The following is a 25,446-nucleotide window of genomic DNA, read 5'->3' on the forward strand; positions in this document are numbered from 1 at the left end:
GAATCCATTTCATGAAATTTGTCATTCAGCGTGACCTACTCATATCCAGTGTGCAGGATGTCATGAAAGCTATCTCGTCAAAAGCAGCCATCCCCATCTTGACCGGAATGAAAATAGATGCTAAACAAAATGGAATCACCTTAACCGGAAGTGATTCTGATATATCCATCGAATCTCATATACCGGCTGAGGAAGATGGTATTGTCTATGCCGAACAAATTGAAGAAGGAAGCATCGTTGTTCAGGCCCGCTATTTCCCGGATATTATTCGAAAACTTCCTGAAAAAACAGTTGAAATCGAAGCTGATGACAGTCTGAATGTTACAATCCGTTCTGGAAAAGCCAAATTTAACTTGAATGGACAAGACGCAGATGAATATCCGAAGTTACCAAAACTGGAGACAGAAGATAGTTTCGAAATACAGGCGGATCTCTTGAAAAGTTTAATCAAACAAACTGGTTTTGCGGTTTCTACTATGGAAACAAGGCCAATTCTTACCGGTGTCAATGTAAAAGTTGAAAATGAAACACTACATTTCACTGCAACAGACAGTCACAGGCTAGCATCACGCCAGGTTCCAATCAATGACGTGCATGGCCAATTTTCAAGTATTGTTGTGCCAGGAAAAAGTCTTAATGAACTATATAAAATACTTGATGATAAAGGTGAAAAAGTTGAAATAAGTGTTACTAGCAATCAGATCCTGTTCAGGACCAAACATTTGCATTTCCTGTCAAGACTGCTTGATGGAAATTATCCGGAAACATCTCGGCTAATTCCGGAGAAAAGTCAGACAAAACTTCATGTAAAAACAAAAGAATTGATTGATACCATTGATCGTGCCTCTCTGCTTGCCAGGGATGAACGAAATAATGTCGTCAAACTGACAACAAAAGATAACCAGCTATTACAAATTACGAGCAACTCACCAGAGGTAGGGCAAGTGGCAGAGGAAGTTACTGCTCAGTCCATGGAAGGTGAAGAACTGAAGATTTCATTCAGTTCCAAATATATGCTTGATGCATTGAAAGCTATTGAAAATGACGATGTGGTAATTGAATTCACTGGTGCCATGCGGCCATTTATTATTAAACCAGCGAACGGCGATCCTATTTTGCAACTGATTCTTCCGGTCAGAACGTATTAGGAAGGTTTTACCGGCATGATTTCGGTTGGAATTCAAACTTCCATGCTGACAGACAGGACAGCTGAATTTGGCAACTTGCTCATTTTTAGCTGTTCTGCTTTTCTAAAACCCTGCATCCAGCCCATTTCCGTTATATTTATAAAAGGCTGTTTTAAGTGCGTGTTTAAACAACCTCTTTAAAGACCCTTTTTTTCCGTCACTAAGAGAATGAAACCCTACTTAACAATTTGTAACGCCGACACTAGCATGTCCTGTGCATCGAATGAAGTGTATTCGCCGGATCAGCACATTTGTATGTGCTCTTTCCTTCCCTAAACGGCAAAAGTTTAGTAAAATAGATAGGAAGTACAAGAAGTGTCACGATAATGATAAAAGTCTGGTGAATGCTATGCATGAACATGAACAAATACCAATCAGCACGGACTACATTCCGCTGGGACAATTCATAAAACTATTAAACGTACTTGATTCTGGAGGAATGGTCAAAGCCTATCTACAGGATATTGGGGTACTGATTAATGGTGAGCGTGAACATCGAAGGGGGAGAAAATTGTACCCGGGTGATACAGTCGAAGTGGAAGATATCGGCACCTTTATCGTTTCTAAAGAATAATTGTGGGGAGTTTCCATGAAGATTGAGCAGCTGCAACTGAAAAATTATCGGAACTATGCACAGTTAGACCTTTCCTTTGATGATAAAATCAACGTCATTATCGGGGAAAATGCGCAAGGGAAAACTAATCTGATGGAAGCAATCTATCTGCTTGCGTTCACAAAGTCACACCGGACCCCTAGGGAAAAAGAACTTATCCAATGGGAGCATGAGTATGCTACAATAAAGGGAGAGGTCACTAAACGGAATCGGACCTTCCCGCTGGAAATTATTCTTTCAGCAAAAGGAAAAAAGGCAAAATTAAATCACCTGGAACAGAAGCGCCTTAGCGATTATATTGGTGCACTCAACGTTGTTATGTTTGCCCCGGAGCATTTGTCACTCGTCAAAGGACCACCCCAGATCAGAAGACGGTTTATCGATATGGAACTTGGTCAGATCCAGCCAAGATATATTTACCACCTTGGCCAGTACCAGAAAACATTACGGCAGCGGAACCATTTGCTTAAACAGATGCAGCGCCGGGAAAAACAGGACCCGACGATGCTTGAGGTCCTGACTGATCAGCTTATCCAGCATGCGGCGACACTTTTGGAGCGCCGTTTCATTTTTTTGGAATTGCTCCGGAAATGGGCCTCTCCGGTCCATCATGACATCAGCCGTGGCATGGAAAAGCTTGAAATCAGGTACTCTCCCACGATAGAGGTATCAGAATCAGCAAACAGGGAAAAGATAGAAACAGTGTATACCAATAAATTCCATGAATTACAGGAAAAAGAGATTGAGCGCGGTACTACCTTGGCAGGGCCGCACCGGGATGATCTCATTTTTTATGTTAATCAGAAGAACGTACAAACCTTTGGATCTCAGGGCCAGCAGCGGACAGCCGCGTTATCGGTGAAGCTAGCCGAGATTGAGCTTATCTCCAGTGAGGTTGGTGAATATCCTGTTTTGCTTCTCGATGATGTATTGAGTGAACTGGATGATCACCGGCAGTCCCATTTATTGAACACGATTCAGGGCAAAGTACAGACATTTGTATCCACTACAAGTGTTGATGGAATTAATCATGAGACATTGCGGGAAGCTGAATTATTCCGTGTGAAGGACGGCGTCGCACAGACATGACCGTGGAGGGATACGATGTTTATTCATATTGGCAATGATAATGTTATCCAATCAAAAGATGTCATCTCGATCATTGACCGCAATGTCGTGACATCATCCAGCATCATGGAAGAAATGATGGAAAATGCGACCATAAGAAAAAAAGTTTTTGGACCGACAGATGAGGCGAAATCCGTCGTTGTTACAGCAGAAGAGATTTATTACAGCTCCTTGTCCGTTTCAACGTTGAAAAAACGCGCAAGCATGATTTCTACAATCAGCAAGCTGGATGATTATTCGGATGAACTTGATGATGATTCAGATGAACTTGAGGAATGACCGCTTAAGGAACAGCTATAAAAGGTTGTTCAAAAAGTCCGGTAAAAATGACACATTAAATTTCTTCGTTGGCTTGTTTCTCCGCCGCCTCGAAATTCTCGGTCCTTTTTATCCTTCTTTTTGAGCACGCATTATAAGCAGAAACGTAGGTGATAAGATGTCAGCAGAAGAAAAAGTTTCAAATGAACAGGCGTATGACGCTGATCAGATACAAGTGCTGGAAGGACTGGAAGCAGTACGCAAAAGGCCTGGCATGTATATCGGAACAACCAGTGACAGGGGATTGCACCACCTGGTATGGGAAATTGTCGATAATAGTATCGACGAAGCACTGGCTGGTTTCTGTGACAGAATTGAGATTATTATTGAAAAAGACAACAGCCTTACTGTCATTGATAACGGCCGCGGTATACCTGTGGATATTCAGAAAAAGACCGGCAAGCCAGCGCTTGAAGTGATTATGACTGTCCTCCATGCCGGCGGTAAATTTGGCGGTGGCGGGTACAAAGTTTCTGGTGGTCTGCACGGAGTCGGGGCTTCGGTTGTCAATGCTTTATCCAGTACACTGGATGTGTATGTTCACCGTGACGGAAAAATTTATTACCTGGGCTTCCAGAAAGGAGTGCCACAGGGAAAAATTGAAACAATTGGCGAAACAGACATAACCGGGACAAAAACACAATTCAAACCGGATCCGGAAATTTTCACTGAAACGGTTGAGTTTGACTTTGACACGCTTGTTCAGCGTCTGCGGGAGCTGGCATTTCTGAACAAAGGAATCACAATCTCGCTCGAAGATAAACGGACAGATGAAGAGCCGGTCGAATTTTACTATGAGGGTGGTATCAGTTCGTACGTTGAGTACATCAACCGGAATCGTGAAGTACTGCATGAACCGTTTTATGCAGAAAGTGAAGACCAGGAGATCACGGTAGAAGTAGCCATTCAGTACAATGATGGGTTTGCCAGCAACATTTATTCCTATGCCAACAATATTCATACGTACGAAGGCGGTACCCATGAGGCTGGATTCAAGACCGGGCTGACTCGTGTCATCAACGATTATGCCCGCAAGAACAATATGTTCAAAGAAAATGATCCGAATCTGAGCGGTGATGATGTCCGCGAAGGAATGACGGCAATCATTTCTATCAAACACCCGAATCCTCAATTTGAGGGACAGACGAAAACAAAGCTTGGGAACAGTGAAGTGAAAAAAGTGACGGACTCAGCGTTCAGCGAGGCCTTTTTCAAGTTTATGTTTGAAAATCCCGATGTCGCAAAAATTGTAGTTGAAAAAGGACTGATGGCATCCCGAGCCAGAATCGCTGCTAAAAAAGCACGGGAACTGACAAGGCGGAAGAGTGCACTTGAAGTGTCCAACCTGCCCGGCAAACTGGCTGACTGTTCGTCAAAGGATGCCAGCATCAGTGAATTATATATTGTAGAGGGTGACTCTGCCGGTGGATCTGCCAAACAGGGCCGTGACAGGCACTTCCAGGCAATTCTGCCATTGCGTGGCAAAATATTGAACGTAGAGAAGGCCCGTCTTGATAAGATTCTATCAAACAACGAAGTCCGGGCGATGATTACAGCACTTGGTACCGGAATTGGTGAGGAATTTGATATTACCAAAGCCCGCTATAACAAGATTGTCATTATGACAGATGCTGATGTTGACGGTGCGCATATCCGTACTTTACTATTAACATTTTTCTATCGATATATGCGTCCACTGATTGAACATGGATACGTTTATATTGCGCAGCCGCCATTGTATAAAATACAGCAGGGCAAAGCTGCTTATTATGCCTACGATGACAAGGAAATGGAGCGGATACTGGAAGAGCTTGCAAAAACACCTAAACCTGGGCTCCAGCGCTATAAGGGTCTTGGTGAAATGAATGCAACCCAGCTCTGGGAAACGACGATGAACCCGGAAACACGGACATTACTTCAAGTGGAGCTATCGGATGCAATGGATGCGGATTATATTTTCGATATGCTGATGGGTGATAAAGTCGAGCCGCGCAGGAATTTTATTCAGGAAAATGCGCAATATGTGCAAAATCTGGATGTGTAATCAACTGTCTTTTATCTTTGGCAGTTAAGAAAGTATAAATACAACTGCAGTGAAATCGGTGAAATTTGATTTCCCGGCAGGACGGCAGGCAGTCTTTATTCAGCTGCCCTGGCTGTGTGCCGTGTCTTTTTCAGGAAGTGAGATTTGGAGGTATTTTAATGGCGGATCAACAGCGTCCAAACGTTCAGGAAATTAATCTTGGTCAGGAAATGCGCACATCATTCCTTGATTATGCCATGAGTGTCATTGTTTCACGTGCTCTGCCGGATGTCCGGGATGGGCTGAAGCCTGTCCACCGCAGAATTCTGTATGCAATGAATGATCTTGGCATGCACTCGGATAAAGCATATAAGAAATCAGCCCGTATCGTCGGTGAAGTTATTGGTAAGTACCATCCGCACGGTGACTCTGCTGTGTATGAGTCCATGGTCCGGATGGCACAAGATTTCAGTTACCGGTATATGCTTGTAGACGGGCATGGCAACTTCGGCTCAGTCGATGGGGACTCGGCAGCCGCAATGCGTTACACAGAAGCACGTATGTCCAAAATTTCCATGGAGTTGCTGCGGGATATCACGAAAGACACGATTGATTATGCGGATAACTATGACGGGACAGAACGCGAGCCAGTTGTATTCCCTTCCCGTTTTCCGAACTTGATTGTCAACGGCGGGGCTGGTATTGCAGTCGGGATGGCTACAAATATACCGCCCCACAATCTCGGGGAGACAATTGATGCCGTACTGGCTCTTACTAAAGACCCGGAAATTACTATCCAGGAACTGATGGAGGACCATATTCATGGGCCTGATTTTCCGACAGCCGGTGAAATTATTGGCAGAAGCGGCATTCGTAAAGCATATGAGACTGGAAAAGGATCAGTGACCATCCGTGCGAAAGTGGATATTGAGGAACAGGCAAACGGAAAGGCCAGCCTTATTGTTACCGAACTGCCATATCAAGTCAATAAGGCGAAACTGATTGAAAAAATTGCTGAACTTGTCCGGGAAAAACGGATTGACGGCATAACCGATTTACGCGATGAATCGGATCGTAACGGGCTTCGTGTTGTGATTGAACTGCGCCGTGATGCAAATCCCAGCATTGTCCTGAATAATTTATATAAATATTCTGCACTGCAGACGACGTTCGGCATCAATATGCTTGCGCTTGTTGACGGAAGACCAAAAGTGCTGACGATTAAGCAGTGTCTGGAACACTACCTCGAGCACCAAAGGGTAATTGTGAAACGCCGCACCGAATTCGAGCTGCGGAAAGCACAGGCACGCGCTCATATACTGGAAGGCTTGCGGATTGCACTCGATCACCTGGATGAGGTTATTTCACTTATCCGTAATTCCAAAACAACCGACACGGCCAAAAACGGCTTGATTGAGCGGTTTGGGCTGTCGGACAAACAGGCACAGGCTATCCTTGATATGCGGCTGCAGCGTCTGACAGGGCTGGAACGGGAAAAAATCAACAATGAATATGACGAACTGCTGAAGCAAATCGATGAACTGAAAGCCATCCTGGCCGACGATGAAAAATTGCTGGAGATTATTCGCGAAGAACTGATTGGTATCAAGGAGAAATTCAATGATGAACGCCGTACAGAAATTGTTGCCGGCGGGGCAGATTCCATTGAGGATGAAGATTTAATTCCTGAGGAAAACATCGTCATCACGCTTACACACCAGGGATATGTCAAGCGGCTACCAGCTTCCACGTACCGGACGCAAAAACGCGGCGGCCGCGGCATTCAAGGAATGGGAACAAATGATGATGACTTTGTTGAACATTTAGTATCAACATCAACACATGATACTGTTCTATTCTTTACCAACAAAGGAAAGGTATACCGTGCCAAAGGGTATGAAGTTCCTGAATTTAGCCGAACTGCTAAAGGAATACCGATTATTAATCTGCTGCAGATAGAAAAGGAAGAATGGATTAATGCAGTTATTTCCGTTTCCGAATACAGCAGTGATTGGTACTTGTTCTTTACAACAAGACATGGGCTCTCTAAACGGACGAACCTTTCCCAGTTTGCTAATATCCGAAAAGGCGGGCTGATTGCAGTAGGGCTCCGTGAAGAAGATGAACTTATGTCTGTCCGGCTAACTGACGGGACAAGAGATATTATGATTGGAACTAAGAACGGTTACCTTATCCGCTTCCCGGAGGACCAGGTGCGTGCAATGGGAAGAAATGCAGCTGGTGTGCGCGGTATTTCACTGCGGGACGATGATGAAGTTGTTTCGATGGAAATACTTGATGAAGGGCTGCAAGTGCTTCATGTAACGAACAAAGGTATCGGGAAACGGACGCCTGAAGATCAGTATCGCGTAACAAAACGCGGTGGGAAAGGCATTTTCACATGCAAATTGACCGAAAGCAATAGTGTTGTTGCGGTGAAAGCCGTAACAGGGGATGAAGATCTGATGCTCATAACTGCTGCTGGTGTACTGATTCGTACCCCGATCAGCGGTATTTCCCAAACCGGACGTAATGCACAAGGTGTCCGGCTGATTCGGGTGCAAGAGGAGGAAGAAGTGGCGACTGTGGCTGTCGTTGAACAGGAAGAGGATGAACCGGAAGAAGACAGTGACGAGTCTGCTATTGAAACGGAATCGGCTGAAGATGACGAAAGCGCGGACAATACAGAGGATAACGGCGAATAAGTCTGATCTTAGTATAAAAATTCCAGGTGAAGTCGTTTCTGCTGGCAAAAATGACCCAGTACGGCCATTATTCGGCTGGGCAGGTCTAATGAGCACATCGTACTAAAAGACAGCGATGCTAATCACATGGAAGCCATTTTATAATGGCTTCTTTTATATTCTGGTATGTCAGTCCAGGCATTCACTCTGAAGTTCCAGCATGGTTATCCAGCAGACACTTCCCCAGCAGCATGGGCATTTTTGCCGCCGTTACGTCTAAAAAGGAATGAATGAATGGAAAGTCTCGATCCGGTTTTGCGGCAAGCAGATCACCCCACCATTCCGGTTCATAACGGCACAGCATACTCAAGTTATACAGGAGCAAATAGTGGACCATCACTTCAGAAATAGGCAGAAAATCTTCCCGGTCTGCTGGAAAATAAATACGATGATCTGCCATACCTGTAAAGAATGGACTGGCCCCTGCCGGGAATAGTGGATCATTCAAATGGACAACAATATGTCCACCCTTATTATGAGTCTCTTTTATTTCTGGCAAATAAGGCTTTACCCGATTGATGAATGCTTTGTCCGTCAGATGATAACGATCCAGAAGCCATACGGGAAATTGTACATGCTTTGTTCCCATTTCCCCAATAACGGTCAATTTCCGTTCCGCATGAAATTGGAACAACGGGTCCATCTCGGGAATTAGTGCAAACAGCCGATTCATTTTTATCTTGTCAAACGGCTGTGTTCGGATGGAAAACAAATGTGTGGTGAAATAGGAAAACAAGCCATTATGCTGAATCTTCACTTCGTCCCCCATGAATGTGTAATCTCTTTTTTTGCGCTTTCTTGTTGATACACCGTGTGCCAATATAGCTGTTGATTCGGGATATTCCGGACGCACTGTCAGCAGGTTTGCTTTGATTAAATGGACCATGCCGTAAAAAAATAGCATTGGCTGCAGCAGCGGTTCAAGCCGTTTGCCATTATCGTAAAACCGCACGCCATGATCTAAGTAGTGCATAAATGGGTTACAGTTTTCAAAGCTTTTTACGGAGGCATTATCGAATTCCAGTTGCCGATAGCAAGCTGCTAAATATTGCTGAGCATTTTGCTGTGACTGCAGATATGTATAAAATGTATTAATTTCATTGGTCAGCATGAAACAGTCTCCCTAATATTACAAATTTCAGAATTGAGGTTTTTCTGCTGCATATTCCATAGACTATTGCAAATGTAGCACAGTTGCCGTATTGTGAATAACAATAGAATTACTGGTATAGTTTAGCCAAGATTTCATTTATTTACTCACAGAATACATTGACTGGATAGGAGGATACCAATGCGCGAGGACAAGTTTGCCAAAGAAGGATTGACGTTTGATGATGTACTTTTGATGCCGGCTAAGTCAGAGGTACTACCGAAAGATGCTGATGTAAGCACAAATTTATCGAAAAACATCCGTCTCAAGCTTCCATTGATAAGTGCCGGTATGGATACGGTGACAGAGGCAGAAATGGCGATAGCGATGGCACGGCAGGGCGGTCTGGGCATTATTCATAAGAATATGTCGATTGAGGACCAGGCGGAACAGGTAGACCGGGTAAAGCGCTCTGAAAGCGGTGTAATTACCAATCCATTTTTCCTGACACCGGAACATCAGGTTTATGATGCGGAACATCTGATGGGGAAATTCCGCATTTCCGGAGTACCGATTGTCGATAACACGGATGACCAGAAACTGACAGGGATTTTGACGAATCGGGATCTGCGCTTTATCCAGGATTATTCCATGTCAATTAAAGATGTTATGACGAGTGAAGATCTGGTGACAGCCCCGGTGGGAACGACACTGGAAGAAGCGGAAAGTCTTTTGCAGACCCACCGGATTGAGAAACTTCCATTGGTTGATGACAACAGTGTGCTTAAAGGGCTAATCACGATTAAAGATATTGAAAAGGCAATTGAATTCCCGAGTGCAGCCAAGGATAGCCAGGGCCGGCTGCTGGCGGGTGCGGCTGTTGGCATAACCGGTGATTCCATGAAACGGATTGAAAAATTGACCGAAGCTGGTGCCGATGTCATTGTTATTGATACAGCACATGGTCACTCAGAAGGTGTGCTGGAACAAGTTCGCACGGTACGCAATGCTTATCCGGAGCTTATTATCATTGCCGGAAATGTGGCCACTGCTGAAGCAACAGCCGATTTGATAGAGGCAGGTGCGTCCATTGTCAAAGTGGGTATTGGACCAGGCTCTATCTGTACAACCAGAGTCGTAGCAGGCATTGGTGTTCCCCAGATTACTGCCGTTCATGATTGTGCTGTAAAGGCAGCCGAGTACGGGGTACCGGTCATTGCTGATGGCGGGATCAAGTATTCCGGTGATATAGTCAAAGCACTTGCTGCCGGCGCAAATGCAGTGATGCTGGGAAGTATGTTTGCCGGTGTATCAGAAAGTCCCGGTGAGACGGAAATTTTCCAGGGCAGGCAGTATAAAGTATACCGAGGCATGGGATCAGTCGGTGCCATGCAGGCAGGTTCCAAAGACCGGTATTTCCAGGATGCTGAAGACGCTAAAAAGCTAGTTCCGGAAGGCATTGAAGGAAGAACAGCTTATAAGGGGCCACTCGCTGATACCATCCATCAGCTGCTTGGTGGTTTGCGAGCTGGCATGGGCTATTGCGGCACCCCAACGATTGACGATTTGCGCCAGGATGGACGCTTTATCCGAATTTCTAATGCCGGGCTAAGAGAAAGCCATCCGCATGATGTGCAGATAACGAAAGAGGCACCGAATTACTCATAGTGAGGCCACTTGCTGCCATAATCAGGTTTGTCATGGCGGTGTATATAGTAGATATTTCCTATAGGATTTTTAATAGATAGGGCTTTTCCCTGTCTATTTTTTCTCTATTTTTTGTGGTAAAATACGAAAGTGTCTAATGAACGATGATAAAGAAAGATTTCAATATAAGTGGAGGCAAAGAAAGTGAACAACAACCGAAAGAAACAAATGTCGTTATTCTTGGCTGTTTTGGTGATGATGGCCGCAGTTTTAACACAACCATTTTCTGCACAGGCAGCAACATTGGATATCGAGGCAGAGTCAGCGATACTGGTAGATGCAGAAACGGGCAAAATTCTATATGCTAAAAAACCAGATATGGCACTGCCACCGGCCAGCATGACCAAAATGATGACGGAATACCTTGTCCATGAAGCGATTGAGGAAGGTCAAATCAGCTGGGATACAACAACACAGATTAGCGACTACCCGTATAGCATATCAGCAAATCCAGCATTTTCAGGTGTTGGACTGACACAGAGCCAGGATTATACTGTCAGAGAGTTATACGAAGCGATGGCCATCAATTCGGACAATGCAACAACAATCGCTCTTGCGGAATTGATTGCAGGTTCGGAAGGCGAATTTGTCAAGATGATGAATAAAAAGGCAGAAGAAATGGGACTGCCGGACTACAAGTTTGTTAATTCGACAGGACTTGCCAATTCATCACTCGGAGAAAATGTGCCGGAGGGGACAGACCCGAATGCCAATAACTTGCTTTCAGCCCGTTCAGCAGCACTACTGGCTTATAATCTGATTAATGATTATCCGGAAGCACTTGATGTTTCCAAAGTCCCATCCACAGAATTTGATGGACAGACAATCCGCAACTATAACTGGATGCTGCCGCATGATGCAAAAGAAGCCAGTTCACTTCAGCAGTTCCATTATGAAGGCATTGATGGACTGAAGACTGGGCACACGGATCTGGCCAAGTATTGTTTTACGGGAACGGCCAAGCGTGATAACAATCGCTTTATTTCTGTCATTATGAAGGCGGAAGATGAACCAGCACGCTTTCAGCAGACAGCCAAACTGATGGATTATGGATTCCAGCGGTTTCAAAAGCAGGAAATATTCGCTGAAGGCTATCAGCTGGAAGATAAATCGGATATTTCTGTAGCCAAAGGGAAAGAAGATACCGTACAGATAGCAACAAAAGAAGCGTTCAGTGCCCCGATAAAAGAAGGACAGGCAGAGAACTACAGCATCAAGTACCATTTGAACAAAGATAAATTGAATAAAGATGGAGAACTGATTGCACCAGTTAAAAAAGGCGAAAAAGTCGGCACCGCTGAAATCGTCTATAATGGTGAGGAAGACTATGGTTATATTTATCCCGACGCCGGAAAACAGACCATTGATCTGGTAGCACAGAGCGAGGTGGAAAAAGATAATTGGTTTATGCTTGCAATCGGCTCGGTTGGTGAATTTTTCGGAAACTTGTTCAGTACAGTTGTTGATACAGTGAAAGGCTGGTTCTAAGCTGGGCCTTGCTTGCTGGCTATTATTTATAACGTCAGAAGTATAAATTATGGTTGACCTTATAAAAAAACGAAGGCTTTCACTAGTAAGACTTGGTGAAAGCCAAGTTTTTCTAATCGACTTCAGGTGGACAGGCGTAGTAAAATAGATATGACAGAAAATTCACAGACACTCTGGAGGGGAACTAAATGGCGAACACAGGAACAGAACGTGTAAAACGGGGAATGGCAGAAATGCAAAAAGGCGGCGTCATTATGGATGTCGTCAATGCTGAGCAGGCTAAGATAGCGGAACAAGCAGGTGCAGTTGCTGTTATGGCACTAGAACGTGTTCCGTCTGATATTCGTGCTGCCGGTGGTGTAGCCCGCATGGCAAGTCCGGAAATTACAGAAGAAGTAATGAATGCCGTATCCATTCCGGTTATGGCTAAAGCACGTATCGGGCATATTGTTGAAGCACGTGTATTGGAAGCAATGGGTGCTGATTATATTGATGAGAGTGAAGTACTCACACCAGCCGATGACGTCTATCACTTGAAAAAATCAGATTATACCGTTCCATTTGTGTGCGGTTGCCGCAACTTGGGTGAAGCGGCACGGCGCATTGGTGAAGGTGCATCCATGCTCCGTACGAAGGGTGAGCCTGGTACAGGAAATATTGTTGAAGCTGTTCGTCATATGCGTCAGGTTCAGTCGGAAATCAGGAAACTGACATCCATGTCTGATGATGAAGTAATGACCTATGCGAAAGAAATTGGTGCACCGTTTGAACTGCTGATGCAAATCAGGCAGGAAGGCCGCCTCCCCGTTGTCAATTTCGCAGCGGGCGGAGTGGCGACGCCTGCTGATGCAGCACTGATGATGCAGCTCGGAGCGGATGGTGTATTCGTTGGATCTGGTATTTTCAAATCAACCAATCCGGAAAAGTATGCAAAAGCAATCGTTGAGGCAACAACACATTACACGGATTACAAACTGATCGGTGAGCTATCCAAAGAACTCGGTCATGCGATGAAAGGTATTGAAATGGGTACACTGGAAGCACATGACCGGATGCAGGACCGCAGCGAATAGAAAGAAGGTAGGATGATGAGTGTAATTGGTGTACTCGCTTTGCAGGGCGCAGTCCGGGAACATGTCCGATCGATTAAGGAAGCCGGGGCTGACGCGGTAGAAATAAAACGAGTGGAACAGCTCCATGAAATTGATGGGCTGATTCTTCCTGGCGGTGAAAGTACGACAATGCGCAGGCTAATGGACAGTTACGGCTTTTTCGATGCCATCAGGGAATTTGGCAGGCAAGGAAAGCCGATTTTTGGAACCTGCGCTGGGCTAATCTTAATGGCAAATGCGATTGAGGGACAGGAAGATGCAAACCTCGGTCTGATGGACATGACAGTTGCCAGGAATGCATTTGGCAGGCAGGTGGCAAGCTTTGAAGCAACTCTGGACATTAAACATGTCGGTGATGATTTTCACGCTGTCTTCATCCGTGCGCCGTACATATTAGAAACAGGCCAGGATGCGGAAGTTCTTGCTGCCTATCAGGACAGAATTGTTGCAGCAAGGCAAGGCCACTATTTATGTACAGCCTTCCACCCCGAATTAACGGATGATAACCGTATTATTGCATATTTTGCCGATATGGTGGAACAATCAAAGCAAACACTTGCATCTTAATTAGAAATTGACTAACCTATAAGTGCGTGTTCAAAAAGGAGGATAGAAAGGACCGAGAAGTTCGAGGCGGCGCAGCTCCCGAGTAGCGGAGTGTATGCTTTCAATACATGAGTAACGGAAAAGGAAGCCAACGAAGAAATTCGAAGTGTCCTTTTTACCGGACTTTTTGAACAACCTCTATAATAGAATTACTTAAACAGTTATGAGAGGAAATAGTAACAGGAAAGCTTACTTCAGAGAGCTGGTGGCAGGTGAGAACCAGTGGGAGCTGCCTGTGAATCCGTCCTTGAACTGGTTTGCTGAACTTTTTAGTAGGTGAACCCGGCCATCAACCGTTATCTGAGCGAGCCGGAAGAGGAATGCACATTTTTCTTCAATAAGGGTGGCAACGCGGGAACAGCACTCCCGTCCCTGAATTAAAACAGGGACGGGAGTTTTTTAATATTTATTTTAAGGCTGTTTTCGAAAAGATTATTGCTATTCGCACCAGGGGGTTAAGATGAACCTTACTTAACATTCTCCATAAAATGCAACACAACTTGAAGAAATGGTTTAGTTCCATGATACCGCTCCGGAAATACACTTGGGTGCTCGTCGCGTAGCAGGTTTTATCGGTGAAGCATACGCTCCTCGCAACTCGCAGTTTACTCGGTGGATGTCTTGCTCGTCGCTTTCCGCGGGTGACCCGTGAGCCTCCTCGAACTCCGTTCTGCGGGGTCTCACGTAGGCCACTGTTCCCGCAGGACAAGGAAGGCTTCGGCAGCGATGCATCGCACGAAGAAAATTGGTTTTTATTTTCGAGGAGTCTCCGTGTATTTCCTCGCTGGTTTTGTGCTATTCGACTTCTTACCATTGTTGCGGTGTCGAACACAAATTAGTTTTCAGTATGTCGCTTTTTTTATCAACTGCGAAAAACAACAACATGTGCGAAAAGAGCCTATTTTAAACACTAAAAGGAGGATATAGCCATGCTGGACATGAAATTTTTGCGTAATAATTTTCAGGAAGTAAAGGAAAAGTTGTCTCACCGCGGAGAGGATTTATCAGAACTGGAGAAGTTTAGTGAGCTTGACGAACGCCGAAGAACACTTATTTCGGAAGCAGAGAAATTGAAGGCCAAACGCAATGAAACATCCAAACGGATTTCTGCTCTAAAAAAAGAGAAAAAAGATGCCGAATCTGCCATTAAAGAGATGCGCGAAGTCGGCGATCAAATCAAAGAGTTGGATGGAGAATTGAAAGAAATTGAAGAAGCCTTGGAAATGATGATGCTGTCCATCCCGAACATTCCGCATGAAAGTGTCCCGGTTGGCGAGGATGAAGATGATAATGTAGAAGTGCGTCAGTGGGGCGACCGGCCGGAATTTCATTTTACCGAGCAACCGCACTGGGATATTGCCACAAACCTAGGTATTCTGGATTTCGAACGGGCTGCCAAAGTTACGGGAAGCCGTTTTGTATTCTATAAAGGAATTGGGACCCGACTGGAACGAGCATTGATTAGCTTCATGATGGACTTGCATGCAGACGAACATGGGTACACGGAAATGATGCCGCCACAGATTGTCAATCGCGGAAGCCTGACAGGAACTGGACAGCTGCCTAAATTCGCCGAGGATGTATTTAAACTGGCTGATTGGGACTATTTCCTGATTCCAACGGCTGAGGTGCCAGTGACGAACTATCACCGGGATGAGATTCTAAGTGTGGACGACCTTCCAAGAAAATATGTGGCATACAGTGCTAACTTCCGCTCTGAAGCAGGCTCTGCTGGACGGGATACACGCGGGCTTATTCGCCAGCACCAGTTTAACAAAGTGGAACTGGTTCATTTCACCAAACCGGAAGATTCATATGACACATTAGAAGTGCTGACCGGACATGCCGAGAAAGTGCTGCAGCAGCTGAACCTGCCGTATCGTGTGATGAGCATGTGCACGGGCGACTTAGGCTTTACTGCTGCTAAAAAATACGATATTGAAGTATGGATCCCAAGCCAGAACACATACCGCGAAATTTCGTCCTGCTCCAATTTTGAGGATTTCCAAGCAAGGCGCGCTGGCATTCGTTTTCGCCGTGAAGAAAAGGGAAAACCAGAATATGTGCATACATTAAATGGCTCAGGCCTTGCAGTGGGCCGAACCCTCGCTGCTATTCTGGAAAATTACCAGCGCGAGGATGGCTCTGTTGTCGTCCCGAAAGTACTCCGGCCGTATATGGGCGGAAAGGAAGTCATCAAATAGTCAAGTAACTGGATCAGATTTATTTTTAAAATGTATTGACAAATAATCTAAATGATAGTAAGCTTTATTTTAAATTAAATAATCAAACTTCTTATTTAGAGAGGTGGAGGGAATTGGCCCTTGGAAACCTCGGCAGCGGACTTATTTAAGTACTGTGCCAAATCCAACAAGCATTTGCTTGGAAAATAAGAAGAGAGAGCGGATCTGTTTGCAAATCTCTTTTTATTTTGACCATAAGAAGAGATTTTTTCATTTCCAAAACTAAATAAGAACGAACTTCTTATCCAGAGAGGTGGAGGGACTGGCCCTTGGAAGCCTCGGCAGCGGACTTTTTTAGTACTGTGCCAAATCCAGCAAGCAACAGACTTGAAAGATAAGAAGAGGATAATACAAAAAATGCCTCTTCCTATCTATCAGAAAGAGGTATTTTTTTACTTTAAGGAGGGGAATCATTGATTACATTAGAGAATGTCACAAAAATTTATCAAGGTGGAGAAAAGGAAGTTAAGGCCTTGGATGATGTGAATTTACAGATTGAGAAAGGTGAAATATATGGTGTTATTGGCTTCAGCGGCGCTGGGAAAAGTTCATTGATCCGCTGTGTCAATCTGCTTGAGCGGCCAACCCATGGAACGATTACTGTTAATAATCAGGATTTGCTTCGCCTTTCCCCTAAGGAATTAAGAGAAGCAAAACGAGATATCGGTATGATTTTCCAGCATTTCAACCTGCTAGATTCTAAAACAGTTTTCACCAATGTGGCAATGCCATTATTGCTTATGAAAAAACCAAAAGAAGAGGTGAAGAAGCGGGTCGAGGAATTGCTGGATTTCGTTGGGCTGCGTGACAAAGCAGATAACTATCCGGACCAATTATCAGGAGGACAGAAACAGCGGGTAGGCATTGCACGGGCCTTAGCAACGCAGCCATCAGTCCTGCTGTGTGATGAAGCAACATCGGCACTTGATCCGCAGACAACTAATTCGATTTTAAATCTGCTGAAAAAGATTAATCAGGAATATAACATTACCATTTTGATTATTACGCATGAGATGGGAGTTATTCGCGAGATTTGTGATAAGGTCGCCGTTCTTGATCAGGGTGAAGTAGTGGAATCCGGTTCTGTTTTTGAAGTGTTTGCTCGGCCAAAGACAGCCGTTGCCTACAATTTTGTCAGCACGGTCATGCATGATGAAATACCGGAATCTGTCCATCAATTAATCCGTTCTCAAGGGGAAACGAACCAGATTTACCGAGTTGTGTTTTTTGGTGAAGCTACCGGGGATCCGCTGCTTTCACAAATAGCGAAGCATTTTAATGTGGAAGTAAATGTGTTGTTTGGCAACATAACTGAATTACAGGGAATACCATTTGGAAATTTGGTTATTCAATTTCAGGGAGAAACGAAAGAGATTAATAGGGTACTCATGTATATTAATCAGCAAGAAGTAACGATTAAGGAGGTTTTGGAAGATGCTGGTTGATTGGAATCAAATTATTGCAGCATTGGGGGAAACTGCTGCAATGGTGGTATTTTCATTATTGTTTGCTATACTAATTGGTTTGCCGTTAGGAATCTTGCTTGTCGTAACCCGTGAAGGGCATTTATGGGAAAATGCTCTAATCTTTAAGGTGCTGAATGCGTTCGTAAACGTGTTCCGTTCCATACCTTTCATTATCCTGATGGTTGCTGTTATTCCATTTACACGCTTGATTGTCGGGACATCAATTGGTACTGCAGCTGCAATTGTGCCAATGGTGCTTTTTTCAGGCCCATACATTGCCCGGTTAATTGAAAACTCCCTGCTTGAGGTTGACCCGGGTGTGATGGAGGCGGCACAAGCAATGGGAGCGACACCATGGCAAATCATTATTCGTTTTTTGATACCGGAAGCATTAAGTTCACTTTTACTGGGATTAACGATCGCAACCATTGGGTTAGTTGGTGCATCAGCTATGGCTGGTGCCATTGGCGGGGGAGGTCTTGGTGATTTGGCGATCACATATGGCTATCAGCGATTTGATACGGCAGTGATGGTCATTACCGTAGCCATTCTGGTTGTCATGGTGCAGGGATTGCAAACGACAGGGAATGTTTTATCAAAAAAAGTTAGACGGCGTTAAGAGCTGAACATATCAAAGGGGTGCAGGAAATATGAGAAAAATTGGTTTGTTTTTATTGTTTATGAGTTTAATAGCGGTTAGCAGTGCATGTTCCAGTGATGCAGTATCAACTGTAAAAGTTGGGATCAGTGGTTCGGATACAACGGTCTGGGATTTTGTTGCTAAAAAGGCTGAAAAAGAAGGAATAAATGTTGAGATTGTCCGCTTTTCTGATTATGTTCAGCCAAATCTGGCATTAGCGGAAGGGGAACTGGATGCTAACGCCTTTCAGACAGTATCTTATTTTGATGCATTTATCGAGGAGCACGATTTGGATTTAGCACCGATTGCGACAACAGTCATCGCACCAATGGGGCTTTACTCTGAAAAATATGATTCTCCGGAAGAAATTCCAGAAGGTGCAACTATTGCCTTGCCAAAGGAAGCAACGAATATGGGCCGCGGATTGCTGCTGCTTCAGGAAGCCGGACTAATTGAACTTGTGGAGGATTTTGATGGGAACGGGTCTATCGATAAAATTGCGGAAAATCCAAAGAGTCTGACGTTTGAAACACTTGTGGCCGCACAAACGCCGCGTGTCCTGCCAGATGTTGCAGCATCCATCATCAATAACGGTATTGCTGTCGACGCAGGCTTCAGTCCATTAGACGATTCCATTTTTCATGAGAATGAAACAGCAACACCATACATTAACATCATTGCCGTACAGGAAAAAGATAAAGATGACGAAACACTGCAGAAATTAGCTGATATATACCAGTCCGACGATGTGAAGGAACTGATAGAAAAGGAATACGACGGAAACCAGATACCGACTTTTGTACCATTGGAGAAAATAGGCTGGTAACCATTCATAATAAAGGCTGCTTTCGTATAGATTGTTGTTATTTGATGGAAGAAAACACTCGACCGCGGAAAGCAAAATGTATGTGGGATGCGGACTAGGTAATAAATCACAAAGAGGTGTTTGGAATGGCAGTGACAAAAAGCAATTTGCAGGAGATTAGAATGCGTATTACGGAGAACATTGAAGACAATAAGGCACGCTATCTTCAGACGAGTCATGATATCCACAATCATCCGGAGGTTGGAAATGAGGAATTTTTTGCTTCAAAGGTTTTAACGGATATTTTAACTGATGAAGGATTCCATGTAGACAAAGGTGTTGCAGGGCATGAAACGGCATTTTTGGCCAGCAGAAAGGGGAAGAAAAATGGGCTTAGAATTGGACTGTTGGCAGAGTATGACGCATTACCGGAAATCGGCCATGCTTGCGGGCATAATATCATTGGAACAACAAGCGTTGCAGCTGCAGTTGCATTAAGTAAGGTAATCGACGACATAGGCGGGGAACTTTTCGTACTTGGAACGCCTGCAGAAGAAGGCGGGCCAAATGGAAGTGCGAAAGGAAGTTTTGTAAAGGCAGGTTTGCTTGAAGGAATAGACGCCGCAATCATGCTTCATCCTGGCAATGAAACAACTTTAACCGGCCCAACGCTGGGTGTTGATCCACTGGACTTTGAGTTTTTTGGTAAACCGGCACACGCATCAGCAGCACCTGAAAAGGGCATTAATGCATTGGATAGTGTCATTCAGTTATTCAATGGCGTTAATGCATTGCGTCAGCACCTTCCCTCTGATGTAAGGATCCACGGCATTATTACCGATGGTGGTGATGCACCGAATATCGTTCCGGAATATGCGAAAGCAAGATTTTTTATACGTGCGGCGACAAGAACCGTACTCAATGAAATAACAGAAAAAGTAAAGGGGATTGCAAATGGTGCAGCTCTGGCAACAGGCGCATCGGTACAGATTTCTTCTTTTCAGAATGAAGTAGATAACTTTATTATTAATCACCGTTTTGACAACGTCTTTAAAGAAGTTATGGAAAGCTTGGGAGAGACGGTGAATTTGGAGGAAAGAACCGCATTTGGTTCCACAGATGTTGGCAATGTGAGTCAAGTTGTTCCGACGATCCATCCACATATTAAAATTGGTCCAAGTGATTTAGTAGGCCATACCGTTGAATTCAGAGAAGCAGCAAAGTCGGAAAAAGGAGATGAAGCACTTATACTAGGGGCTAAAGCAGCTGCTTTAACAGTATTAGAGCTTCTGACGGACAGGACTTTGTATGAGGAAATTTACCGGGAATTCAAAGAGGTCACTTAATCAGCTTAAAAAAATGGCTGCCTCCGTTGACAATGTCCTATATGAATGGTATAGTATATTTTGTCTTATGGAGGTATACCCAAGTCGGGCTGAAGGGATCGGTCTTGAAAACCGACAGGCTGGTCAAACCGCGCGGGGGTTCGAATCCCTCTACCTCCTCCATTTAATTTCAAACGCGCATAAAATTGGAGATAGAACCACCAGGCCGTTACATTTTCTGTAGCGGTTTTTTTTCGACGTACAGGACAAGGATGGCTTCGGCAGCAATTACATCGCACGAAGAAAAAGCGGGTTCCTTTTTCGAGGACGTCGCGATTTCAACCTGACTACCACTTGACATTACGAGTGGCAGCAGGTATAGTACATGGAAATAAAGGTAAACGAACGAAGAAGAGGTCAGTAGCGGAAAGCTGCCGCAAGAGATTGGAATTCACCGGCTGCGAGATTCCATCGGATGAAGCTAACGTGAAACCTGCCTTGGAGTTGTCAGCAATGTCTGACCGCATACCCAATGCGTTATCAAAGAGAGTGGGCATACTGTATCTTGATATGCCAATAAAGGTGGTACCACGGAACCCCAGTCCGTCCTTTTACAAGGATGGACTGGGGATTTTTTACATTCATTTCAAGGAGGGATTTGGATTATGTCCGAAAAAATGGCATTTATTGGCGCTGGTTCGATGGCTGAATCTATTTTATCCGGCATACTGGCCAGTGAGTTTTTGCCAAAAGAAAATATCATGGTAACAAACAAATCGGATTTCGAGAGGCTGGAACATTTAGAAAGGCAGTACCATATTCCATATGTCGAGGATAAACGGGAAGCTGTTGCTGATGCTCGTACCGTTTTGCTTGCTGTTAAGCCATACGATATAAAGGCAGCCGTTGCTTCCATTCGGGATCATTTAGATAGTGATCAGCTGCTTATATCTGTTGCCGCCGGTGTATCAACTGACACGATTTCACAGTTGCTGGGTCGTGACATACCGGTGATCAGGGCGATGCCGAACACATCCGCAGCAGCCGGTGAGTCTGCTACGGCTGTTACAAAGGGAAAGTATGCCACCGGGGATCATCTCCGTACTGCCCTTCATTTGTTCAGCACAATCGGAACAGCTACAGAAGTTGCCGAAGAAGATATGCATACGGTTACTGCCATTGCAGGAAGCGGACCAGCCTATGTGTATTATCTGGTCGAGGCAATGGAGGAGGCAGCCATACAAGCGGGACTTGGCAAACAAACTGCACACGAATTGCTTGTACAAACAATTGCTGGTGCCGGGGAAATGTTGAAGTCTTCTGGGCAGGATCCAGCTGAACTTCGTAAAAATATAACAAGTCCGGGGGGGACGACCCAGGCCGGGCTGGAGGCTTTGGATAAAGGTAATTTTCAAGAAGCGGTCATGAGCTGTGTCGAAACCGCTCGTGAGCGCTCGATTGAGTTAGGGAAAAAATTATAAACAAGGAACCGGTTTGGCACCGAGTTCCTTGTTTTCCTGTACTTTTGCTTGTTTGTGGAGTGTTGCAATCATGCCATAGAAGGCATAGAAAAGTTCATTAGGCGCGGAAACCCGGATATGCACGACTTCACTCGTATCAAAGTCAAATGTCACTTCGAGCAGGCGATACGTGGAATAGGCATAGGAGCAAAAGTATATATATTCAAACTTTGGCATCTTATCGTGAATGACGGCAATCTCATCTTTATAGTCATCCAAATTCCGTTCTGCTTCATCAATGAATGCCTGCAGGTCAGACAAATCAGCTTCTACGACCAAATCCCGTTCATTTTCCGTCCGAATGGTCGCCATGATCATTCTTCCTTTCTGATTAGGAGTCCTTCCTGCTATTTAATAAATTCTCTTGTCTTCCATTTCCGTGCCTGCTGGATGAAATGGCCGACTTTCTCAAGGATTGGCTCAATTGACTCTTCTTGTTCTATCAGATCGTAATCAGATATATTGATACGCAATATCGGACATGCATTAAAGTTGTTTATCCAATCCTCATAACGGTCGTACATTTCTCTCCAGTAGGAAACAGGTGTGTCCTGTTCCATTTGCCTGCCGCGGCTCTGAATACGTTCGAGTACTTCGTCAAATGAACCTTCAAGGTAAATCAGGAGATCCGGATGCGGGAAATACGGTGTCATGACCATTGCCTCAAACAAGTTCGTATATGTCTCATAATCTGTTTTCGGCATCGTCCCATTTTCATAGTGCATTTTGGCAAAGATGCCGGTGTCTTCATAAATGGAGCGGTCCTGAACAAACCCGCCACCATATTCAAAAATCCGTTTTTGTTCCTTAAAACGTTCAGCCAGGAAGTAGGTTTGCAGATGGAAGCTCCACCGCTCAAAATCGTTATAAAACTTTTCTAGATAGGGATTCGTTTCCACCTTTTCAAAGGAGGTTTTGAAATGGAGGGCGTTCGCCAATGTTTTTGTCATCGTTGACTTACCTACGCCAACGGTGCCGGCGACTGTTATGATGCTGTCATTTGGTATCTGGTATTTTGCACGTAAATTCATCATTTTGTTCCCCTTTAATGTTTAGATATTGCCTGTTGGTACTGCATTTGCTGCTTGACTTGACTGATAATGTTCTCCAAGTCATCCTGGTGTTTGACAAAGTCCATTTTGTCTCCGTCAATGCGAATAACCGGAATATCCGGATGAAGCATCTCAAATTCATTCATATATGCCTCGTAATCGTCGGCAAGCTGAGCCAGGTAGGATGATTTAATATTTTGCTCAATATCTCTCCCGCGTTTGCGAATGCGCTCCAGGATTGTATCAAGGCTTGCATGCATGTAAATCATAATATTCGGGACAGGCATATCCTTCGTTAAAATGTGGTAAATCTGTTCATACTTATCAAATTTATCTGCCGGCAGTGTGCGCCTGGCAAAAATCATGTTCTTGGATATATGATAATCGGCGATGACCGCCTTGTTTTTTCTTAAATATTTCTGTTCAATATCTTCCAGCTGCTTGAACCGGTTGCATAGAAAAAACATTTCTGTCTGGAAGCTCCATTCCTCAATATTATCGTAGAATTTTCCTAGAAATGGGTTTTCTTCCACTATTTCTTTCAGCAGATGAAAGTCAAAACGGGCGGAAAGTTTTTTGGCAAGTGATGTCTTGCCAATCCCGATCGGACCCTCGATTGCAATGAACGGAACAGTTGGCATGATGTACCCTCCGATCAATCTATTATCTGGTCGACTCGGTTTATTTTAGCATATTGGAAAAGGCACTTCCATGTAAATATGCAATTTTATCTTTTCATTTGAGTCAACCTTTAGTATAATAGTTGTTGTGAGTTTTTCACATCATAGTTATTTTCTCTTGTATAGGACAAGCTTCACTAGTCAATGCCCCCGTAGCTCAGCGGATAGAGCAATGGCCTCCTAAGCCGTGTGCGCAGGTTCGATTCCTGCCGGGGGCATGCCTCATTAAGTATATGCCATCCTGAAACATTCGAAATATCTCATAAAGAAGCATCCATCGTTTGAACAAATCAGCATGAAAGGAACGTGCAGCATGACATTAACAAAAAAGATTCTAATCGCACTTGTACTTGGTGTGGTAGCTGGGATTGGTCTGAGTTTTGTTCCAGGGGATGTTTTTTCTGCCATTGATGAATACGCTTTAAATCCTATCGGTCAGCTATTCTTAAATCTTATTATGATGCTGGTAGTGCCGATTGTATTTGTCTCCATTGTCCTCGGAGCTGCCGGGCTGGGTGATCCGTTAAAGCTTGGTAAAATCGGCATGCAGACAATTGCGTTTTATCTTGTGACAACAGCAGTTGCCCTGTCTATCGGTATTGGGATGGGGTATTTATTGGAGCCGGGTCAGGGAGGCAATTTTCCTATCGGTGAGAATACGTATGAAGAACAGTCAGCTCCTCCGATTATGGATACCCTGATTAACATCATCCCGGAAAATCCAATAAAAGCGATGAGCAGCGGAGATATGCTGCAAATAATTGCTTTTGCTATTTTTATAGGGATAGCACTTGCCGCGCTGGGGGATAAAACAAAACGTATTCACCAATTGTTTGAAGAAGCAAACGATATTTTAATCTTCCTGGTGAACTTAGTAATGAAAACAGCCCCATATGGTGCGTTTGCTTTAATTGCATCGGCCATTGGGGATGCGGGGCTTGATGCTCTGGGATCCATGGCGATGTATATGATAACAGTCATTTTAAGTTTAATCCTTCATGGCGCCATCACATACAGTCTGGCAATCTGGGCACTTGGCAAGGCAAATCCGCTCACTTTTTACAAAGGGTTTTTCCCGGCTATGTCGGTTGGATTCAGTACATCCAGTTCCAGTGCCACATTGCCGGTTTCCATGAAAATGGCGCAGGACAATCTTGGCGTCAAAAAATCAATCAGCAGTTTTGTCCAGCCGCTTGGAGCCACAATCAACATGGACGGAACAGGTATTATGCAGGCTGTTGCAACAGTGTTCATCTCGCAGGTATATGCCATTGACCTTGGTTTCAGTGATATTACGATCATCATTCTCACCGCTACCCTGGCAAGCATCGGGACAGCTGGTGTGCCTGGTGTAGGCCTAGTTATGCTTGCAATGGTATTAAATCAAATAGGTCTTCCGGTTGAAGGTATTGCACTGATTATTGGTGTTGACCGGTTGCTGGATATGATGCGAACATCACTTAACATAACCGGTGATGCCGCATGTGCCTATATCATATCGGAAAAAGACAAACGAAAAGAAGCCAAAAATACAGGCTGATTGCTCCCCTAGCACCCTTATGCAGATAGACCATAAGGGTGTTTTTTTACTTTTTTAAGCCTTAACACTTTAAAATTGTCACAAAATGTTCTAAAATAGAAATCAGTTACAAAATGTTTGCATAATTTTATATAATTGCATAGTTGGTGCACTTCTCCT

Annotated in this window: 21 protein-coding genes, 2 tRNA genes, 2 riboswitches and 1 other annotated feature; of the genes, 19 read left to right on the top strand and 4 right to left on the bottom strand. The window is 44.3% G+C overall.

Going from position 1 to position 25,446, the window contains the following annotated elements; translation table 11 throughout:
* The first annotated feature begins 11 nt into the window (after nt 1-11).
* The 6 genes from dnaN to gyrA all read left to right on the top strand — a co-directional run bounded on the left by dnaN (nt 12) and on the right by gyrA (nt 7,974).
* Entirely contained in the window at nt 12-1,148 is a 1,137-nt protein-coding gene (gene dnaN, locus ACFSUO_RS10335) for a DNA polymerase III subunit beta (protein ID WP_382393755.1), read from the top strand.
* A gap of 388 nt (nt 1,149-1,536) precedes the next feature.
* The gene (gene yaaA, locus ACFSUO_RS10340; protein ID WP_382393917.1) at nt 1,537-1,761 is read left to right on the top strand and encodes a S4 domain-containing protein YaaA; all 225 of its coding nucleotides are present in this window, start codon (nt 1,537-1,539) and stop codon (nt 1,759-1,761) included.
* Between the two features lie 15 nt (nt 1,762-1,776).
* Entirely contained in the window at nt 1,777-2,889 is a 1,113-nt protein-coding gene (gene recF, locus ACFSUO_RS10345; RefSeq protein ID WP_382393757.1) for a DNA replication/repair protein RecF, read from the top strand.
* A 15-nt stretch (nt 2,890-2,904) separates the two neighbouring features.
* On the top strand, nt 2,905-3,207 hold the full coding sequence (gene remB, locus ACFSUO_RS10350) for an extracellular matrix regulator RemB (RefSeq protein WP_382393759.1): 303 nt from the start codon (nt 2,905-2,907) through the stop codon (nt 3,205-3,207).
* 157 nt (nt 3,208-3,364) lie between these two features.
* Entirely contained in the window at nt 3,365-5,290 is a 1,926-nt protein-coding gene (gene gyrB / locus ACFSUO_RS10355; RefSeq protein ID WP_382393761.1) for a DNA topoisomerase (ATP-hydrolyzing) subunit B, read from the top strand.
* Between the two features lie 158 nt (nt 5,291-5,448).
* Nucleotides 5,449-7,974, top strand: coding sequence for a DNA gyrase subunit A (gene gyrA / locus ACFSUO_RS10360; RefSeq protein WP_382393763.1), 2,526 nt, complete (start codon nt 5,449-5,451; stop codon nt 7,972-7,974).
* 181 nt (nt 7,975-8,155) lie between these two features.
* On the opposite strand, the gene ACFSUO_RS10365 is transcribed toward gyrA, so the two are convergent.
* A complete protein-coding gene (locus tag ACFSUO_RS10365; protein ID WP_382393765.1) occupies nt 8,156-9,124 on the bottom strand; it encodes a YaaC family protein in 969 nt (322 codons plus the stop codon).
* A 180-nt stretch (nt 9,125-9,304) separates the two neighbouring features.
* On the opposite strand from ACFSUO_RS10365, the gene guaB reads away from it, so the two are divergent.
* The 11 genes from guaB (at nt 9,305) to proC (ending at nt 21,976) form a co-directional block, all read left to right on the top strand.
* Nucleotides 9,305-10,771 (top strand): IMP dehydrogenase, encoded by a 1,467-nt coding sequence (guaB, locus tag ACFSUO_RS10370; protein WP_382393767.1) that lies wholly within the window; start codon nt 9,305-9,307, stop codon nt 10,769-10,771.
* Between the two features lie 183 nt (nt 10,772-10,954).
* Nucleotides 10,955-12,298: a serine hydrolase gene (locus tag ACFSUO_RS10375; RefSeq protein WP_382393769.1), complete on the top strand. Its 1,344-nt coding sequence runs from the start codon at nt 10,955-10,957 to the stop codon at nt 12,296-12,298.
* A 188-nt stretch (nt 12,299-12,486) separates the two neighbouring features.
* Nucleotides 12,487-13,371: a pyridoxal 5'-phosphate synthase lyase subunit PdxS gene (gene pdxS, locus ACFSUO_RS10380; RefSeq protein ID WP_382393771.1), complete on the top strand. Its 885-nt coding sequence runs from the start codon at nt 12,487-12,489 to the stop codon at nt 13,369-13,371.
* Between the two features lie 15 nt (nt 13,372-13,386).
* A complete protein-coding gene (pdxT, locus tag ACFSUO_RS10385; protein ID WP_382393773.1) occupies nt 13,387-13,977 on the top strand; it encodes a pyridoxal 5'-phosphate synthase glutaminase subunit PdxT in 591 nt (196 codons plus the stop codon).
* 193 nt (nt 13,978-14,170) lie between these two features.
* Nucleotides 14,171-14,393 (top strand) — a binding site (T-box leader).
* A 552-nt stretch (nt 14,394-14,945) separates the two neighbouring features.
* Nucleotides 14,946-16,220 (top strand): serine--tRNA ligase, encoded by a 1,275-nt coding sequence (serS, locus tag ACFSUO_RS10390; RefSeq protein ID WP_382393775.1) that lies wholly within the window; start codon nt 14,946-14,948, stop codon nt 16,218-16,220.
* A gap of 88 nt (nt 16,221-16,308) precedes the next feature.
* A riboswitch (SAM riboswitch) is annotated at nt 16,309-16,412 on the top strand.
* 85 nt (nt 16,413-16,497) lie between these two features.
* Nucleotides 16,498-16,600, top strand: a riboswitch (SAM riboswitch).
* Nucleotides 16,601-16,672: 72 nt separating this feature from the next.
* Nucleotides 16,673-17,704 carry a methionine ABC transporter ATP-binding protein gene (locus ACFSUO_RS10395; RefSeq protein ID WP_382393777.1) on the top strand — a complete coding sequence of 344 codons (1,032 nt, stop codon included), beginning with the start codon at nt 16,673-16,675 and terminating at the stop codon, nt 17,702-17,704.
* On the top strand, nt 17,694-18,344 hold the full coding sequence (locus ACFSUO_RS10400) for a methionine ABC transporter permease (RefSeq protein ID WP_382393779.1): 651 nt from the start codon (nt 17,694-17,696) through the stop codon (nt 18,342-18,344). The genes ACFSUO_RS10395 and ACFSUO_RS10400 overlap by 11 nt, the downstream gene beginning before the upstream one ends.
* A gap of 31 nt (nt 18,345-18,375) precedes the next feature.
* The gene (locus tag ACFSUO_RS10405) at nt 18,376-19,191 is read left to right on the top strand and encodes a MetQ/NlpA family ABC transporter substrate-binding protein (protein WP_382393781.1); all 816 of its coding nucleotides are present in this window, start codon (nt 18,376-18,378) and stop codon (nt 19,189-19,191) included.
* 125 nt (nt 19,192-19,316) lie between these two features.
* Nucleotides 19,317-20,516 carry a M20 family metallopeptidase gene (locus ACFSUO_RS10410; protein ID WP_382393783.1) on the top strand — a complete coding sequence of 400 codons (1,200 nt, stop codon included), beginning with the start codon at nt 19,317-19,319 and terminating at the stop codon, nt 20,514-20,516.
* A gap of 69 nt (nt 20,517-20,585) precedes the next feature.
* Nucleotides 20,586-20,678: transfer RNA gene (locus ACFSUO_RS10415), tRNA-Ser, on the top strand.
* Between the two features lie 482 nt (nt 20,679-21,160).
* Entirely contained in the window at nt 21,161-21,976 is an 816-nt protein-coding gene (proC, locus tag ACFSUO_RS10420) for a pyrroline-5-carboxylate reductase (RefSeq protein WP_382393785.1), read from the top strand.
* On the opposite strand, the gene ACFSUO_RS10425 is transcribed toward proC, so the two are convergent.
* The 3 genes from ACFSUO_RS10425 to ACFSUO_RS10435 are packed head-to-tail and all read right to left on the bottom strand — an operon-like array spanning nt 21,971 to nt 23,708.
* Nucleotides 21,971-22,327, bottom strand: coding sequence for a hypothetical protein (locus tag ACFSUO_RS10425; protein ID WP_382393787.1), 357 nt, complete (start codon nt 22,325-22,327; stop codon nt 21,971-21,973). The two genes, proC and ACFSUO_RS10425, sit on opposite strands and share 6 nt — an antisense overlap.
* Nucleotides 22,328-22,362: 35 nt before the next feature.
* Entirely contained in the window at nt 22,363-23,046 is a 684-nt protein-coding gene (locus ACFSUO_RS10430) for a deoxynucleoside kinase (protein ID WP_382393789.1), read from the bottom strand.
* 14 nt (nt 23,047-23,060) lie between these two features.
* A complete protein-coding gene (locus ACFSUO_RS10435; RefSeq protein WP_382393791.1) occupies nt 23,061-23,708 on the bottom strand; it encodes a deoxynucleoside kinase in 648 nt (215 codons plus the stop codon).
* Between the two features lie 185 nt (nt 23,709-23,893).
* On the opposite strand from ACFSUO_RS10435, the gene ACFSUO_RS10440 reads away from it, so the two are divergent.
* Both ACFSUO_RS10440 and ACFSUO_RS10445 read left to right on the top strand, forming a co-directional pair.
* Nucleotides 23,894-23,965: transfer RNA gene (locus tag ACFSUO_RS10440), tRNA-Arg, on the top strand.
* A 95-nt stretch (nt 23,966-24,060) separates the two neighbouring features.
* Nucleotides 24,061-25,287: a dicarboxylate/amino acid:cation symporter gene (locus ACFSUO_RS10445; protein WP_382393793.1), complete on the top strand. Its 1,227-nt coding sequence runs from the start codon at nt 24,061-24,063 to the stop codon at nt 25,285-25,287.
* The last annotated feature ends 159 nt before the right edge of the window (nt 25,288-25,446 follow it).

The organism is Lentibacillus juripiscarius, assembly GCF_042685205.1.
Taxonomy (GTDB): Bacteria; Bacillota; Bacilli; order Bacillales; family Amphibacillaceae; genus Lentibacillus; species Lentibacillus juripiscarius.